Below are 16,109 nucleotides of genomic sequence, written 5' to 3' on the forward strand. Positions count from 1 at the left end.
TCAGCTCCTTATCGATAACGAACCAATCACTTGGTTGTCTTTGTTGTTAATTGCACCTTGTTGTACCTCAAAGCCTTTTTCTTGGGCTAAACGTTTAAATCGTTCCAATGCTTCGAAGTTTGCCGCAACGGCCTGTAGTCGCAATTCTGAACGCGCACTATCAAAACGTATAGTTTGTGGTTTAACGTCGCTATTTTGAAAGGCTTCGGTGAGTTGTGACATCATTGCTAGCATTGATGTTTGTCCGCCCCCGTTGGCTAATTTAGCCAGTTCTCTTTCCATCGCTAAACGGATTCTTGTGGGTTTTGGTTGATTAGGAAAGGCTTTGGCAAATTGCTCGTGCATTTGCTTAGTTAGATCCGCACCTTGTTGTTTAAGTTGATTAACTTGCACGCCTTTATCAACCAATGTAACCACAAGGGCGAGAATAGCTAAAACCGCTGCAACTCGCCATTGACGCCACTGACTACGACTTTGTTGTTTAGCTTTAAACTCGCCTTGTAACAGATTAAATGTGGTTTTTAAGGCACCTGTTGCAAGCAATTGCATGGGTAAGTCTAACTGCTGTTCGATTTGTTCAACGTTGGCTAAGTTAGAAATATCTAAGTCACTGTGATTCGCTACTTTTAGCGGTGTTGTTTGCTGTTTTGCAAAATGCTCAGTGGCTTGCAATAACCAAGTTGCATCACCTTGCAGACCTTGCCATTGATCTTGACGAATAATAGCTTGCTGTCCAAGGGTTACTAAGCTCCACGCATCTTCAATGTAGGGAAGGGCAAGTATATCGGGGAGCATTTTATTGCAGTACAAACCGGCTTGTTTGATAACCTCTAGCCAGTTTGCCATCTTATCTCTGCTAACTACTGCAACCGCTTGCATGTTGCCATTTTTTTCCCCTAAGGCAAAAAACTGTTCGCTAATATCCATGCTTAAATCTTCCTCAAGCATGTATGGTATCGCCGTTAGCGCTTTTCGCGATGCCTTCGCTGGCATGGCGACCCATTTCAACAAAAAGTCACAACCTGGGACTAAGGCGGTAATAGGACGTTTGCCTGCACGTTCAGATAAAGAATTAAGCTGTTCCGCATTATCTAGTACGCCAGAGGCAATAATTTCCTGCTCTTGACCAGACCATACTAACCAATTGACTGGGTCACTAGTGGTTGAGCCTAGGCGGATAACCAGATGTTCCATTAAAGTACTCCTCCAAATTCTCGTCGTATGACAATCACTTGGTCGTTATTTTCTACTTTCAGTAGGGAAGACATAGCAAATGTGGCGTTATTGTAACGGGTCTTGGTATGTAATAGAAAGTATTCTGTTTTTACATCAAACCAACGTTGTTGTTGTTCGGTTAATGTGTGATTGGTAAACAGTGTTTCCGCTAAGAAATCCTGTACATTTTGGTAGCCATCAGGTGCACGATTACTGATGAGGCTTTGAATTTCCGATACTGGTGCACCTGTTAATGCTGCTAATACAGGAGCTTGGTCTTCTTTTACAGTATTCACATTAATTTTCATTTCTGACACATTTGGAATAACACAGACCATCGGCAGCAGGTCATTAATCCATTGGGCTTTAACGCCGTTAACTAGACGTATTTCAGACTTACTGACCATTAAGTTGTTTGCGGCTAAGTAAGGGTTTACTAACGCGGCATAGTCGGCATCTTCGGCCCCGCTTTGTGACATGTTGTCATCTTGGTCCAGCCAATCAATTAACGAGTCTCTGACAACTTCAATTGAATAGTTATCTAACTCTGGCACAACGTTGGTCAATAAGCGTTCAAACGCTAGGGCCTCTTCAGGGACGGAATTGATATCACCGCTGCTATTTCCACGTAGCGCCTTTTTAACCTCGCTGTCGCCGTTAGTGTTATCGCCATCATTGCCATTTTGACTGCTACCTTGTTGTACTCGATTTACCGAGTCGATGGCATTGAGATTTAGGCAGGTTTGCATATCGGTCAACTGAGCTTGAATACCGCCACCTTCTAAAGGAAAGGTAAATTGTTCAGACCAGCCAGCTTCTAATGAAATCACATCAGGATTTGACTCTAATAGTTCACCGATGGATTTAATCGCAAATTGCTCAGCCCCCATTGCATACCAAAATGCTTGATTGTTATCTTTAATGTTGGTTGCGCGAGTCACTTGAAGTTGCAATCTTGACCCCATTTCAGTGGCAATAATCGCAACCAGCGCGACAATCATCAAAACAATGATTAAAGCGACCCCCTGCTGCTTTGAATAATTTGCCAAGCTAGTATTCACGAATCTGCGCTGCTCATTAAAAACTTACGCTCAATGACGCCGAATTCTTGACTGGTGATGGTAATCTTCACGGCTACTGGCAGGGTATCTTGAGCATAAGAATCATCCCAGCTTTGTGAGTCGGCAGAATCTTCGCCAGAGTTTAATAAAAAATGTACTTGAAAATCATCTACCTTAGTTAATAAAACCCGTACTTTGGGTTCATAACCAACTACATTATCAACGTAATTACCGTACAAACGCTCTAACCTACCTTCTTGCATACGGTAGCCAACACTTTGTAAGGTGCTGCGTTGTAACATTAGTTGCGGGTTTTGCCATCCAGCTCGCACAAAGGCAAAACCATCAGCTTCGCTTTCTAAGAAGTTCTTTTCTGCGTGCATAACTTGCGTGTTCTCTTCACCGTCTAGGCGCACTGCTCTGGGCACCGCTTGAAGCATATCTCGTTCAATGGTGAGCATCGCTCTTTGCAAAGTTTGTAGTTTTTCGAAACGATTTTCAGATAATTCATCACTGTCGATAACGGCGGTCATTACGCTGGTGGAAGCGATACCGATAAGAGTGAAGATTGCCACAGCAATCATAATTTCAATCAGTGTGAAGCCGCGTTGCTTTTGACCAATCATCTTATTGTGCTCTTGGGTTTAGCCATATAGGAGGTCACACTGGTTATCGTGCGGTCGAAATTTTCGTCGGTCCCCACTACGATTTCAATCCCGATCAAAGATTCATCCGGGGTGGACAATAATTTTTGTTGCCAGTACCAAGTAGTACCAGCCATCTTTTCTTCGCCCTTCAAATTGTCTTTTAGGGGCCAGCTATTTTCGATGTTGATTTGGGTAAGGCGATTATTGGCTACCCAAGTGGCAAAGGTAATATTTTCGATTTGGCTGACACCGTTTAAATGGTCAGTGGCCGATTTCATGATAGCGGTGCCGGTTATCGCAAAGATCAGTAGCGCCAGCATGACTTCTAACAAGGTGAAACCTTTGTTGTGAGTGTTAGTGTTCATAAGTCACTATCCAAAGGACCCAACCTTTCAAGGGGCACACTATCAATGGCATTCAGCTTAAAATACACGGGATCATCATTAGAAAAATCAGGCTCATACATCATAGTTAAACTAAATGGTGTCACGTCACCACTGGATAACAACATGATTTGTGGTGGCGGTAGTTTTTTCTCTTCTTCTTCACTGCCAATGTCAACGCGGTCCTCATCAAAGGATAAAGATTCATCGAATATACCGTCGCTAAACAAATTGTCTTCTTCAATCCAAGGTAATTCGTCGAGCTCTAACGCCAAAGAGTAGGGTTCTGGTAATTGATAACGACCGAACGCTTGTTGGCCTTCCAGTAGTTGCCAATTTTGTTCTTCATCTAACTGCATAAATATATATTCAGCGGTTTCAGGTTCAATACGAATACCTAACTCTTGCTGGTTTAACACCGCAAAATCAGATGCCATATCCACTACTATCTGGAATCGTTTCGCTTGTTTTTCTAATTCTTCAGAAGGGGTCGGTGAGAAGTTATTAAATGAAATTACACTTATAACAATTCCCATAATTGCTAGCACCGCCATGATCTCGATGAGAGTAAATCCTGAATGGTACTTTAATGACCGTGCTCGCATTATGGGCAACTCAATGTTTAGTTTAGGTAATCGCCAAGATTCCAGTTACCAATATCGTCTTCCGTTCCTGGTTCACCATCTGGGCCATTAGAAAAAATATCTATCACGCCTATTTCACCTGGGCTAACCAATTGATAAGGATTGTCCCAAGGGTCATTAGGCAAACGATTAATATAGCCGCCGGTTGGGTAATTGCGTGGAATAGGGTCTATTGTCGGTTCGTTAACCAAAGAATCTAACCCTTGCTCGGTGGTTGGGAAACGGTTGTTACTTAACTTGTAGCGGGTCAATGCACTTTCCAATGATTGAATATCAATAGCAGCAGCTTTTCGCTGAGCTTCTTCTTGGTTACCGAGTATTTGCGGTGCCACTAGGCCCGCCATGATACCAATAATCAATAACACCACCATTACCTCTATTAAGGTAAAACCAGCTTGTCGAGGATTGTTAATTTTCATTACATATTCACCATATTATTAAGCGCTAAAATTGGTTGTAGAATTGCCAGTACGATAAACAAAACAATTGCTGCCATACTAACAATCAAAATTGGTTCAAAAACTTTTAATGAGACACCAACTAGGGCTTCGAATTCCCTATCTTGGTTGTCTGCTGCTCGTTTTAACATTTGCTGAAGCTCACCGCTTCTTTCACCCGATGCAATCATATGCATCATCATAGGCGGAAACATTTTGGTCTTTTCTAAGGCTCCACGCAGACTAGAGCCCTCTTTCACTTTAATTGCCGCATCGGCTACAGCTTCTCTAATGTGCAAATTTTCAAGTACATCACCGGCTATGCGCATCGCCTCTAACAACGGCACTGCACTCGCGGTTAGTATACTTAATGTGCTGGCGAAACGCGCCGTATTCAAGCCCTTGGATACTTTACCAATCAAAGGTAATTCCAAAATAAACTTGTGATAACGTTTTTTCATAAGCGGTTGTTTGAGAATTCTGCGAATCAAGATTATCAATATAACAATTAACACTATTGCAATCAGACCGTAGCTTTGTAACCAAGTGCTTACAGAGATTAAGATGCTGGTAATTGCAGGAAGTTCCTGACCCATGTTGTCGAATTGTCCTACAATTTTAGGCACTACTACGGTCAACAGTAAGAAAATAATACCAAATGCAAAAAATAGCATGATGGCAGGGTAAACCAGTGCTTGGGTAATTTGGCTGCGAGTGCGTTGACTTTTTTCTGTGTAATCGGCCAGTCGATTAAGTACTGTGTCTAAATGCCCTGACTTTTCACCTGCTGCAACCATTGCTCGAAATAGCTCATCGAATACTTGCGGAAACTCTCCCATTGCATCGGCAAGAGAATGACCTTCTACTACCTTACTGCGAACGGCCATCATCATATTTTTATGACGGGGCTTTTCACATTGTTCTGCTACCGCTAAAAGTGCTTCCTCGATTGGCAAAGCAGATTCAACCAAGGTGGCAATTTGCCGTGTTAAAAGGGCTAAATCGCTGGCGGATATGCCGCGCGTGAACAAGGTGAATCGATTTTTGTTGTCGCGCTGTTGCTGTTCCGTTACCTGCTCAACTTCTAGCGGAATAAGCTCTAATTCTCGCAACTGTTGTCGAATATGCCGAGCGTTATCGCCTTCTAAAACACCACTTTTATTGCGACCAGATTGGGTAATCGCTTTGTAAGCATAAGCGGCCACGGTTAATCCTCCCGGGTAACGCGCAGTACTTCTTCTAAGGATGTATACCCAAGAAGTACTTTGTTACAGCCGTCTTCGCGAATACTCGGTGTATTTTTCCTAACATGTTTTTCTATGGCTTGCTCACCATGACCATTATGAATTATTTCACGGGTTGGTTCGTCAACTACCAGTAATTCGTGGATCCCGGTCCGACCGCGATAACCTGTTTGATTACAAGCGGCACAGCCTTTGGGACTATAAATATTTTGGCTATTGGAAGCATGCTCTAAGCCTAAAATTTGACACTCGGCTTCGCTTGGAAGGTGAGGCGTTTTACAATCAGGGCAAAGGGTTCTTACTAGTCTTTGCGACAAAACAGCCAGTAAACTGGAAGATAACAAAAAGGGTTCAATTCCCATATCTTCAAGTCGAGTTATGGCTCCTGCGGCGGTATTGGTGTGTAACGTAGATAATACTAAGTGACCGGTTAAACTGGCCTGCACACCAATTTGTGCTGTTTCGAGATCGCGAATTTCACCAATCATGACCACGTCTGGATCTTGCCGTAATATTGCTCTCAAGCCTCGCGCAAACGTCATGTCTACACGGGGATTAACTTGGGTTTGGCCGATGCCTTGTAAATCAAATTCGATGGGATCTTCAACGGTTAAAATATTCCGGTCTTTCGAATTTATTTCTGAAAGGCCAGCGTATAGGGTTGTACTTTTACCTGAGCCAGTAGGACCTGTAACCAAAATAATCCCGTGAGGTTTGCGAATTAAAACGGAAAAAATTTCACGGTTTTTTGCGGTCATACCTAAATCAGTTAAATTTAAGCGGGCGTTATTTTTATCTAATAAACGCAGAACCACACGTTCACCATGACTCGAAGGCATGGTTGAAACCCTAACATCCACAGCGCGTCCGGCTATTCTTAAGGTAATGCGGCCATCTTGAGGAACGCGCTTTTCGGCAATATCTAACTTCGCCATGACTTTAATACGGGACACTAGCATGGAAGATAATTTACGGTTTGGCCGTAATATTTCCCGTAACACTCCGTCTACACGAAATCGCACTATTAATTGATTTTCGAAGGTTTCAATATGAATGTCAGAAGCACCTTCTTTAATTGCTTCACTTAACATTGCATTGATTAACTTGATGATAGGCGCATCATCTTCATTTTCTAATAAATCTTCGGTATCAGGCAGTTCTTCAGCTAACGCGAATAAGTCACTTTCATTGCCGATATCTTCCATCAGCTGTTTAGCCGCTGACGAGTCGCGCTGAAACGCCTTGGTAAGCAGGTTTTCAAATTGCTCGTCGGCAATTTCTTTTAATTGAAAGTCAGCCTGCAGAAATCGACGTACCTCAATGAAAATTGAAAAATCTGTGCTTGCTGTGTGATACAAAATAGCGGGTTCTTCACCGGTATCCAACAACACTTTATGACGCTTCGCAAAACTAAATGCTAACTGCTTGTGTTGAACCACATCTTCATCAGCCATTTCCGTAGAATTAACTTCAGCGTCTAACAGATTTGGATTGAGTTCAGCATTTTCAGCTGTTTCAATACTCATTAATTCTTGCTTTCCTGCTCTTTATTCAACATGTATTCTTCGAAAGAAGGCGGTAAAGATAGTTCATCTTCCCACTCCGGTAATACAGGTGTATCAGTATTAGGCATCAAAGGGATACCTTCAGATTGACGCTGTAGTTGCTGCGCTCGAATGTAGTTGTATTTTTTATGGCTAATAGAATTCATAGTCGCGCCATCTCGCACGATGGTCGGACGAATAAATACCATTAAGTTACGTTTGCGCTTGCTGGTAGTGGTGGATTTAAACAAGTTACCTAGGTAAGGAATATCACCTAATATAGGCACCTTGGAAACACTTTCCTGCACTTCTTCGTCGATTAAGCCACCCAGTACAATTGTACCGCCGTCATCCACAATTACTGTGGTTTTAATTTCCCGTTTGTTAATCGCAATATCAACAGATGTCGCACCACTGACGCTAGAGACTTCTTGTTCAATTAATAGTTGAACCGCATCACCTTCGTTGATTTGAGGTGTCACTTTTAGTTTTATACCTACTTCTTGTCGTTCCACAGTTTGGAATGGGTTGGCATTGTTTGAACCCGTTGAAGAACCGGTAATAATAGGTACTTCTTGACCAACGATGAAGAACGCTTCTTCATTATCCATGGTGGTTAAGTGTGGAGTAGAGAGAACGTTAGAATTGGTATCAGTGCTTACTGCTTGTAGTACTGCCCCCCAACCATCTTTCACTACACCAACTAAGAATCCGTTAACGCCGCCTAGCAAGGATGCTAGTGAAGTGAAATCACCAGATGTGACAGAGTCATATGAATACGGGTCACCATCGTCATCGAACCCTGTGGTCGTGGTTGTTTGATCTTCTGCTTCATCGGCTGCAACTGCTAACGAGCCAATCCCCACAACACCATTTGTAAATTGCTGACCACCACCATCTTCACTGGCCCACTGAACACCTACCGTTGTGCCGTCACCTTCAAATACTTCAACAATAATGGCTTCAACGGTTACTTGTGCTCGACGTATATCCAACTGACGAATGACTTCTTCTAGCGAACGCATCATGTCAGGCTCTGCGGTGATTACAAGTGCATTGGAATCTGAGTGAAAATCGATACTTACTTCACGGTTGTTAGATGTTCTACTTTTTGTATTGCTGCTTTGTCCGCCTTGTTCTTCGGCTTGAATGCTAGCACTTACTCCTTGCAGAACTTTAACTAGCTCTTCTGCTTTAGCGTAATTCACAAAAATAACCCGAGTATTACCGCTGGTTTCTAATTCTTTATCCATTTTGGTAATTAGGTTAATTAAGCGTTTGCGACCTTTGTTATCGCCAGACACTATTACACTATTGGTTCGGTCGTCAGCTACCAGACGAGGCTCCGATTTACCGGTTGTTTGGGTTTTGGATGCATTTTTATTGATGTTTTCAATAATTCTCACCATCTCTGATGCAGATGCATATTTAAGTTCTACTATTTCAACTTCTTCATCACCAGCTTGATCCACACGCTCAATGATCTCTACCAAGCGATTTACCACAGCCGCTCGGCCGGTCAGCATCATGACGTTGGATGGGTCATGGCTCACTACGTTGCCACCACCTGCTTGATCGTTCAACTGGCGAAGAATCGGGGCAAGCTCTCGCACTGGCACGTTGTATACCGGAACCACACGGGTGATCATTTCATCACCATCAAAAGGGGTACCTTGAATAACCGGAATATTAGATGTTTTTGCGTCTTTAGCTCGAACTACTTTCAATATGCCATTTGGCATTTCTACTACTGCAAAATCGTATACTTGTAATACGTTGAGGAAAAATTGGTAATATTGCTCTTCATTAAGCAAGTCATAACTACGTACGCTGATTTTGCCGCGTACGTCTGGGCTGACGATTATGGTTTTTTGCAGGTTCTTGCCTACAATATTTATGAATTCGGAAATCTCAGCATTTTTAAAATTGGGGGAATATTCTTTAGCGGATGTCATCGTCGACATCGTCAAAAGCATTGCACATGCTGCCAAACATAAGCCTCTAAATCTACTACGGCTTGTTTGCGTCATAGGGGTAATCCTCATAAATCTTCTCCCCCTTCAGGGAAATCCAAATACAAAGTGAGAAGTTCCTCACTTCGACTAATTGTTAGTTGTAACGAATCCGATTGATTTAATGCTGCTAAGGCTTCTATAGCTTGTTCAGGATCAGTCAAATCTAAGCCGTTAATTTCGGTAATGACATCGCCGACTAAAAATCCAGCACCTTTAAATAAACTTGGATTTTTACCAGGGGCTATTTTATAGCCGGCAATTAAACCATCTTGGCCTTGAACCGGAGAGACCATAATGTAATCGGTAAATCCGGCAGGGTTGCGCCGTATCTCTCTGGTCGTTTCCACCATTTCAGGGGTCAATTCGGTATATTGTTCTTTGTCATCTATTCTATTATCAGCGGTCGTATCAACAGCTGGTTGGTATGCTTGGCTTTCTTTTGAGTATTCTAACCCGTCTAGCATTAAGGTTTCGCGACGAGGACCATTTTTTATGATTACCCTATCTGCGAACACTTCAACTAAGCTTGCATTGGTACCATCAATTTCATCATCGATGCCATAGGTATTCTGTGAACCGCGATTCTCAATTATCGCCGCACCAACACCGGGCTCATCAGTCTCGACCACACCTGTTAAGGTTAAGTTCAAGCGGGTTTCAGGTGCTTCCGTTACTTCTTGTTTAACCGTGGTGACTTCTTTTGCGGTTAAATCGCCAAATAGGTTTAAACTTTTCAACTGTGACAAACTCACTCGTGAGCCAGAGTTGCTTGAAGTATTGCCAGTTTGGTTAGTTTGAAAACTTTGATTTGAAGTGTTTTGTGGCTCTGGAATTAGCCGCCAAGTCATCTCAGCTAAAAAAGCCAAAAGATACAGAACCAACAAAATAACAACCAACAGATTAATCTGTGATTGATATTTGCTAATTTGCAGCCATATTTGACTTAAGTTTGTACTACTAAGGCTCATCTTTTACCACTTTTTGGTCGATTATCGTCGCTAAACGGGGACAATGATAACCAGTAGATTAAAGGGCCACAACTATTAAAGATTAACATTACCATATAATTACAATTCTAAGGTTTTTAAGCTTAAGCCCAATAGGTTCTATATATGAAGAATAAGACAGACAACAAAAACACTGAAATAGTTCGCTTAGATAAGTGGCTTTGGGCTGCTCGATTTTTTAAAACCCGATCTTTAGCTCGAGACATGGTGCAATCTGGCAAGGTGCAATATAATGGACAAAGAGCAAAAGCCAGTCGAAGTGTCGAATTGGGTGCGACAATTGTGCTCCCTGCCGGATTCGATAGCAAGGAAGTAATTGTTGAAGGGTTAAGTGATAAACGAGTAAGTGCACCACAAGCTCAATTACTCTACGCGGAAACAGAAAAAAGCATCGCGCAACGTGAAAAAAATGCAGAGGCGCGCAAGTTAAGCGCATTCCATAGTCCGAGACCAGAGACACGACCGGATAAAAAGCAGCGTCGCAAAATAATTCAATTTAAACAGCAGTAAGAGAATCTTATGTCCCATTTTGATCAGTTACATCGTTATGTCTTTAACAACGCCAACGTACGCGGTGAACTTGTGCAACTAGAAAATAGTTATCAAGAAATTCTAAATTCACAGCAATATCCCCCTGTCCTTCAACAATTACTGGGTGAATTAATGGCTGCTGCATCTTTGCTGACTGCAACGTTAAAGTTCAAAGGTGATATTGCTTTGCAATTGCAAAGTGAAGGTTTGGTTAAGTACGCAGTAATAAATGGTACTCATGATCAAAAATTGCGTGGTGTGGCACGGTGGGACTCAGAAGCGGCTGAACTTCCAACATCGTTAACCGAACTCATGCCTAAGGGAGTGTTAGTTATTACCATTACTCCTGAAGTGGGAGAGCGATATCAAGGCATGGTGGCGATCGACAAGCCGACTTTATCAGAGTGTCTTGAAGGGTATTTCAGCCAATCTGAACAACTGCCTACCAAAGTCATTTTAAAAACCTCTCACAAAGGTGAAATAAATAGAGCTGGTGGTTTATTTTTGCAAGTTTTGCCCACCAGTAGCGAAATGACAGATGCGTCTGAACACACTGACTTCATTCACTTAACTACGATTAGCCAGACTATTACTGCTGAGGAATTGTTAGGGCTGCCAGCCACTGAAGTATTGCACCGACTTTATCATCAAGAAGAAGTCCAACTTTACCCACCTCAAGACATTAAGTTCTCTTGTACCTGCAGTAAAGAACGCAGTGCTGCGGCGATCGCAAATGTTGATAAACAAGAGTTACTTAATATTGTGGCCGAAGATGGTGCCGTAAGGTTGAATTGCCAATACTGCCACAAGGAATACAGTTTCGATGCGATAGATATCGAAGCAATTCATAACGAAGGCCATGCTCAGCCTACGCAGACACAATAGTTCGCTACTGCTATATTTGAATGCTGTTGGTTAAACCAACAGCAATGCAGATAAAGTCCAAAGCATAGCTGCGCATGTTGCGGCTATGCTAGCAGGTATTATTTGTGACTTAACATGGTCCATCAAGTCACAACCTGTGGTCATCGCACTTAAAATGGTTGTATCCGAAATGGGAGAGCATTGATCACCGTATACGCTGCCATTCAAAACCGTCGCAAAACAAATCGCCATGAAAATTTCTGGGTGAGCAACTTCTTGATTGATGCCAATTGCCCAAGCTAACGGCATGGCTAAAGGGAATGCAATTGCGTATGTACCCCAACTTGTTCCGGTTGAAAATGCAATGATCATGGTTAGAATCTGGAGAATGACAGGTAACATCCAAAATGCTATTTGATGGTCTAGTAAATCTATCAAAAATAAACCACCACCAATTTCCTTATTGATACCGCCAATTGTGATCGCCAATACCAACAGCACAGAAGCAACGACCACTGATTTTAGACCATTACCAATGCCGCCAAGCAATTCGTCTAAGGTCATCCCTCGTGATAAGGCCATTACACAAGACAAGCAAAGTGCTGTAGCGAATGCCCAATTTACTTTCGGCGAACCTAGCGTAATAAAGGTTCCTACTGCGATAGCAATTAAGGTGACCAAAGGCACTGCAAATTCATAAACACTCGGCGAATAATGGTTAGGCACTTCCGATTTTTGTAATTCATCAGTATGTATCGGGTTTGCATCTTTTGCGTCTAAGCGGCCAGTATTGAGCGCCCGTAAACGGGCTGTACGGATTCGACTACCGCAATGCCATGTGACGTTAAAGCACAACAAGAGCGTACCCAATACCGCGAGAATTCCATAAAAGCTAAAAGGGATACTGGTGAAGAAAAAACGGATTCGATCAGACTCGGTTGCCAGAAAAGCCACGCCAGGCACAAATATCAATGATTGCACATAGACTGGCCAAGCATTGAAGGCTAAGACTGACGCGATGGGCGATGCCGTTGAATCTACAATGTAACTCATTTCTTCGTGGCTGACTTTTGCTTCATCTGCAAAGGGCTTAACCGTTGTCCCCACCAATACTGTGCTTATTGTTCCTCCTTGAAAAAAGAATACGCCTAATATCCATGTAATCAGCTTCGCTGAGCGCGGCCCCTTAACAAAATGACGGGTCATCGCCTGAGCGAATGCTTGTGCTGCTCCAGTGCGAGTCCAGACTCCCATCAAGCCGCCAAGCAGCCAAAGGTACAATAAAACAATGGTTGCAGCGCTGTCTGAGGCGATGCTTGGAAGCAGCACTTTATCGGTAATATCATACCGACCTAACATGAGTGCGCCGATAATTGTGCCACCTAATAGGGCAGGAATCGGCTGTTTGGTAAGCAAACATAATGAAATAGCAATGACGGCCGGTAATAACGACCAAATACCAAAATGGAAAGCGGTCTTGAGTAACACCAGTTGTTGGTCAGGCATCCTTACCCATTGCTCAGATAACGCAGGTTTACCATACTGATCTAAAGCGCTTTGTCGCAATGGGGAGAGTTGATAATCAACGATGTTTTTGACTTCAAACTGGTGATTATTGATGGTGTAAACAAGTTCGCCTGATGCATTGTTATAAGTGGGGTAAGAATGCTGCTGTTCTACCCAGTTTGGTGTGACAGAAGTATTAATATAAAACGCGGAGAACAAAGCCAGAACAAATAGGTAAAGCGCTAATTTATTATAATGCATGATGAATAAAACAACGGATACGTCTAGTTATCGATTAATTAAAGCCTAACACGGCAGGATAATATCAAGGCCTCACAAAAAGCCTCCTAATCATAACTACAGGTTATAACTTGGAGGCTTTTATATTAGATTGCCTGATCTGTGATTTGCCTGTTTTTACCGATTAAGGCGCCGTAAATAGGGTTGAGAAAAATAGACTGTTTAGAAACAGCTTCTCTGTGCCATAAAAGTATCCGCGGAAATTAGGATCATCAGTAAATAATATAACACTGCCTTTGCCTTTTCTTTCAGCTACCAAGCTGGTTTTGCCTGCTAATTGCTGTTGGTTTTCAGCAGAAGCGTAGCCACTTAATAGTGAATTCTGGGCAATTTTTATTACACTGGCGTAGGGATTTTTAGGCGGTTCAAATGCTAAAAGACCGCTACGTTGGCTGGCAATCTCGCGGCGGGTATATCCGTAACCTAGTGGGTGACTAATATCTAAATCACCGGCCACAACCGCACCACCAATAATATCTTGTGCCTTAACCATTGCCTTATTTGAATAATCAATTCGCGATTGTGAGGCTAATTTTCCTTTGCCAATGTCAGCCACTTTAATATCCAGTAATTTTGTTCCTGCCCAGCGCGCACCATCACCGATACCAACCAGAGATCCGCCCTTCCTTACCCAAGTTGAAATCTTCTCTTGTAGCGAATTACTGATATCTGAATATTTTCCATCCGTCATGACTAGGTGGGTATAGGCTGACAAATCCGCACTAGAAAGTTTACTTTTATCTAGTAAAACAACAGGCATATGCATACGTTTATCTAACAGGTGCCACACCTCACCAGCCTGATAGGGAGACATTCCAGGCCCAATAACCAGTGCGACTTTTGGTAAAGTGACAGCGTCAATACTATTGCTGCCCAAATCCATACCTATGCTGGTGGTATGGGAGCTGTTTAATGCGTAGGCTTTTACCCCATCATGAATTGCTGCCTGCTGGATTATGTTATATAAATTTTCGCCGTTTACGTTTGCATTAGCACCTATCTGCTTGAGCACCGGCACTATGACACTGCCCCGTCCAAATGCTTGGATACCTTTATCAGTTTGTGCCTTAAAAGGTTCAGTGGCAATACGCGGTAGATATCCCTGCTGCAGTAGCGTATTTAGTACTTTCGGCGCGTTGTAGTGGCTCCAATCAAAAACATAGGCGACATTTGCCCTGCTTGGTGGTTGCTGTGTTGGGAACTCGACTGTTATAGCTGAACCAGCTTTATATCTAGTGCGAGTTAGAGGCTCGAAGTCAATCCCAAAAGCAAGGGGCAATGTCCATCCAGACACATCATAAAAGGTATTATTTTCAAAGGTGGTTATCTTGGAAAACAGACCTTTAAGCATGCGATAATTGGCCTGCTTTGACTCCACGATAAAGGCTTCGTTTTTACGAAATGTTTTACCGTTCACAGCAAAATCTTTTGTCAGTGGTTTGATCTGGATTTTGTTGCGAGTTAATAGTTGATTGAAATGGAACAACCTTACTGGATCTTCAGGGGCGCTGTAGATGTATGCTTTTATGTCATCTTGTGCGGCCATTTTAGCCGAGTTGCTGGCAAAATCCTGTTGAAATGAAAGCAGTGCTTGGCGCTTTTCAGCGGCATTTTCCAGAAGCGCTAAGGCCACATGGTAATAAGTTCGAATATTATCCTCAAATGACAACACACCTCGGGGCGTGTCGAGCAAACCTGCCGAGCTAGCCTGTTCAAACAATATTCCCAAGCTGCCAAACAAATGAGGATATGTCGCGCCTTTGCCTAAATAAAAATTGTCGTAAGACTCTTGATTAAAATATAGCTGAGCTTCGCTGTCCAAGAAGTCTCGCGGTCCTTGCACTACATCGCTGAGTAATTGCATGGCCCGATCATTAATCAGAGGATGCACTCTATCCGGTGCGCCAGGATGAAAATAAAACGACTTATATGAGCGCATTTCATGGAAGTCTGCGACTATGTTTGGTCGCCATTGATGAAACTTACTGACCCAACCCACAGGTTCAGGTTGTTGCTGTAACATCCATTGTCTATTCAGATCAAACCAGTAATGATTAGTTCTACCTGAGGGCCAAGGAGAACCATGTAAAGCGTGATTAGGATCGGTAATCGTGACATTCGATGAATATTGCCAATTCCACGTCGCTTCACGGTTGTTGCCATCTGGATTAAAACTGGCAGTGAGCAGAATGACACTGTTTTTAAGTAAGTTATCGATCTCTTCCCCTTGGGCCGCAGCTAAATGATAAGCAATCGGCAAGGCTGAATCGGTTGAGCTCACTTCGCCACCGTGTACACCAAAATTAATCCAACTAATTACTGGCATATCTGCGCTGACTGTACTTTTACCTCTAGGGGTTTGTATGGCCATGTGGTTCGCTTGAATTTGCGCTAAATTGGCCATGTTTTGCGGGGAGGTTATGGTTAAAGTAACTATTGGTCGATTTTCATTACTGTAGGCAATTACTTCATATTTGACTCGCTCAGATTGCGCCGCTAGCTGACGAAAATAAGCTGTCAGCATATTGTTCTGGACCATCTTTTGACCTAACCCATGACCTAAAAAGTCTTCAGGGGTAGTGACGCTAGGATCGAAAACCGTCGACGGCGAATAAAAGCTGTCAGCCTGAGGGGCAGCATTGGCCCTGGGACTAACGGAAGCGGTAAATAAAAGCGCAACACTCACGAGCGCTAGAAAATAGTTCTGCATG

The 16,109-nt window shown here is 42.8% G+C and carries 14 protein-coding genes; 2 read left to right on the forward strand and 12 right to left on the reverse strand.

The features are described from left to right. The 10 genes from gspL to gspC all read right to left on the reverse strand — a co-directional run bounded on the left by gspL (nucleotide 1) and on the right by gspC (nucleotide 10,158). Nucleotides 1-1,194, reverse strand: a complete 1,194-nt coding sequence (gene gspL / locus KO530_RS07580) for a type II secretion system protein GspL (RefSeq protein WP_216047812.1) — start codon at nucleotides 1,192-1,194, stop codon at nucleotides 1-3. After that, nucleotides 1,194-2,276 carry a type II secretion system minor pseudopilin GspK gene (gene gspK / locus KO530_RS07585; protein ID WP_216047813.1) on the reverse strand — a complete coding sequence of 361 codons (1,083 nt, stop codon included), beginning with the start codon at nucleotides 2,274-2,276 and terminating at the stop codon, nucleotides 1,194-1,196. The genes gspL and gspK overlap by 1 nt, the downstream gene beginning before the upstream one ends. After that, nucleotides 2,273-2,902 (reverse strand): type II secretion system minor pseudopilin GspJ, encoded by a 630-nt coding sequence (gene gspJ / locus KO530_RS07590; protein WP_216047814.1) that lies wholly within the window; start codon nucleotides 2,900-2,902, stop codon nucleotides 2,273-2,275. The genes gspK and gspJ overlap by 4 nt, the downstream gene beginning before the upstream one ends. Continuing rightward, on the reverse strand, nucleotides 2,899-3,288 hold the full coding sequence (gspI, locus tag KO530_RS07595; protein WP_216047815.1) for a type II secretion system minor pseudopilin GspI: 390 nt from the start codon (nucleotides 3,286-3,288) through the stop codon (nucleotides 2,899-2,901). The genes gspJ and gspI overlap by 4 nt, the downstream gene beginning before the upstream one ends. Further along, nucleotides 3,285-3,911: a type II secretion system minor pseudopilin GspH gene (gene gspH, locus KO530_RS07600; protein ID WP_216047816.1), complete on the reverse strand. Its 627-nt coding sequence runs from the start codon at nucleotides 3,909-3,911 to the stop codon at nucleotides 3,285-3,287. The genes gspI and gspH overlap by 4 nt, the downstream gene beginning before the upstream one ends. 17 nt (nucleotides 3,912-3,928) lie before the next feature. Next, nucleotides 3,929-4,369, reverse strand: coding sequence for a type II secretion system major pseudopilin GspG (gspG, locus tag KO530_RS07605; RefSeq protein ID WP_252728976.1), 441 nt, complete (start codon nucleotides 4,367-4,369; stop codon nucleotides 3,929-3,931). Next, nucleotides 4,369-5,592, reverse strand: coding sequence for a type II secretion system inner membrane protein GspF (gspF, locus tag KO530_RS07610; RefSeq protein ID WP_216047817.1), 1,224 nt, complete (start codon nucleotides 5,590-5,592; stop codon nucleotides 4,369-4,371). Before gspF ends, gspG begins: the two co-directional genes overlap by 1 nt. A 2-nt stretch (nucleotides 5,593-5,594) precedes the next feature. Beyond that, nucleotides 5,595-7,085: a type II secretion system ATPase GspE gene (gspE, locus tag KO530_RS07615; protein WP_216047914.1), complete on the reverse strand. Its 1,491-nt coding sequence runs from the start codon at nucleotides 7,083-7,085 to the stop codon at nucleotides 5,595-5,597. 71 nt (nucleotides 7,086-7,156) lie between these two features. After that, nucleotides 7,157-9,205, reverse strand: a complete 2,049-nt coding sequence (gene gspD, locus KO530_RS07620; RefSeq protein ID WP_216047818.1) for a type II secretion system secretin GspD — start codon at nucleotides 9,203-9,205, stop codon at nucleotides 7,157-7,159. A gap of 11 nt (nucleotides 9,206-9,216) precedes the next feature. Continuing rightward, on the reverse strand, nucleotides 9,217-10,158 hold the full coding sequence (gspC, locus tag KO530_RS07625) for a type II secretion system protein GspC (protein WP_252728978.1): 942 nt from the start codon (nucleotides 10,156-10,158) through the stop codon (nucleotides 9,217-9,219). Nucleotides 10,159-10,302: 144 nt separating this feature from the next. On the opposite strand from gspC, the gene hslR reads away from it, so the two are divergent. Both hslR and hslO read left to right on the forward strand, forming a co-directional pair. Beyond that, complete coding sequence (gene hslR, locus KO530_RS07630) at nucleotides 10,303-10,707, forward strand: ribosome-associated heat shock protein Hsp15 (RefSeq protein WP_216047819.1); 405 nt, start codon at nucleotides 10,303-10,305, stop codon at nucleotides 10,705-10,707. A 9-nt stretch (nucleotides 10,708-10,716) separates the two neighbouring features. Beyond that, on the forward strand, nucleotides 10,717-11,613 hold the full coding sequence (gene hslO / locus KO530_RS07635; protein WP_216047820.1) for an Hsp33 family molecular chaperone HslO: 897 nt from the start codon (nucleotides 10,717-10,719) through the stop codon (nucleotides 11,611-11,613). Nucleotides 11,614-11,643: 30 nt separating this feature from the next. On the opposite strand, the gene KO530_RS07640 is transcribed toward hslO, so the two are convergent. Beyond that, nucleotides 11,644-13,359, reverse strand: coding sequence for a Na+/H+ antiporter NhaC family protein (locus KO530_RS07640; protein ID WP_216047821.1), 1,716 nt, complete (start codon nucleotides 13,357-13,359; stop codon nucleotides 11,644-11,646). Between the two features lie 163 nt (nucleotides 13,360-13,522). Further along, the gene (locus KO530_RS07645) at nucleotides 13,523-16,108 is read right to left on the reverse strand and encodes a M14 family zinc carboxypeptidase (protein ID WP_216047822.1); all 2,586 of its coding nucleotides are present in this window, start codon (nucleotides 16,106-16,108) and stop codon (nucleotides 13,523-13,525) included. Between the last annotated feature and the right edge of the window lies 1 nt (nucleotide 16,109).

The sequence above is a fragment of the Aliiglaciecola lipolytica genome (assembly GCF_018860635.1).
Taxonomy (GTDB): domain Bacteria; phylum Pseudomonadota; class Gammaproteobacteria; order Enterobacterales; family Alteromonadaceae; genus Aliiglaciecola; species Aliiglaciecola lipolytica_A.

What these genes read in the sequence shown, in the direction of transcription:
- gspH (WP_216047816.1), bottom strand. Translation starts at nt 3,911, where the DNA reads ATGCGAGCACGGTCATTAAAGTACCATTCAGGATTTACTCTCATCGAG.
- gspJ (WP_216047814.1), bottom strand. Translation starts at nt 2,902, where the DNA reads ATGATTGGTCAAAAGCAACGCGGCTTCACACTGATTGAAATTATGATT.
- gspI (WP_216047815.1), bottom strand. Translation starts at nt 3,288, where the DNA reads ATGAACACTAACACTCACAACAAAGGTTTCACCTTGTTAGAAGTCATG.
- KO530_RS07645 (WP_216047822.1), bottom strand. Translation starts at nt 16,108, where the DNA reads ATGCAGAACTATTTTCTAGCGCTCGTGAGTGTTGCGCTTTTATTTACC.
- gspD (WP_216047818.1), bottom strand. Translation starts at nt 9,205, where the DNA reads ATGACGCAAACAAGCCGTAGTAGATTTAGAGGCTTATGTTTGGCAGCA.
- gspC (WP_252728978.1), bottom strand. Translation starts at nt 10,158, where the DNA reads ATGAGCCTTAGTAGTACAAACTTAAGTCAAATATGGCTGCAAATTAGC.
- hslO (WP_216047820.1), top strand. Translation starts at nt 10,717, where the DNA reads ATGTCCCATTTTGATCAGTTACATCGTTATGTCTTTAACAACGCCAAC.
- gspE (WP_216047914.1), bottom strand. Translation starts at nt 7,085, where the DNA reads ATGGCTGATGAAGATGTGGTTCAACACAAGCAGTTAGCATTTAGTTTT.
- gspG (WP_252728976.1), bottom strand. Translation starts at nt 4,369, where the DNA reads ATGAAAATTAACAATCCTCGACAAGCTGGTTTTACCTTAATAGAGGTA.
- hslR (WP_216047819.1), top strand. Translation starts at nt 10,303, where the DNA reads ATGAAGAATAAGACAGACAACAAAAACACTGAAATAGTTCGCTTAGAT.
- KO530_RS07640 (WP_216047821.1), bottom strand. Translation starts at nt 13,359, where the DNA reads ATGCATTATAATAAATTAGCGCTTTACCTATTTGTTCTGGCTTTGTTC.
- gspL (WP_216047812.1), bottom strand. Translation starts at nt 1,194, where the DNA reads ATGGAACATCTGGTTATCCGCCTAGGCTCAACCACTAGTGACCCAGTC.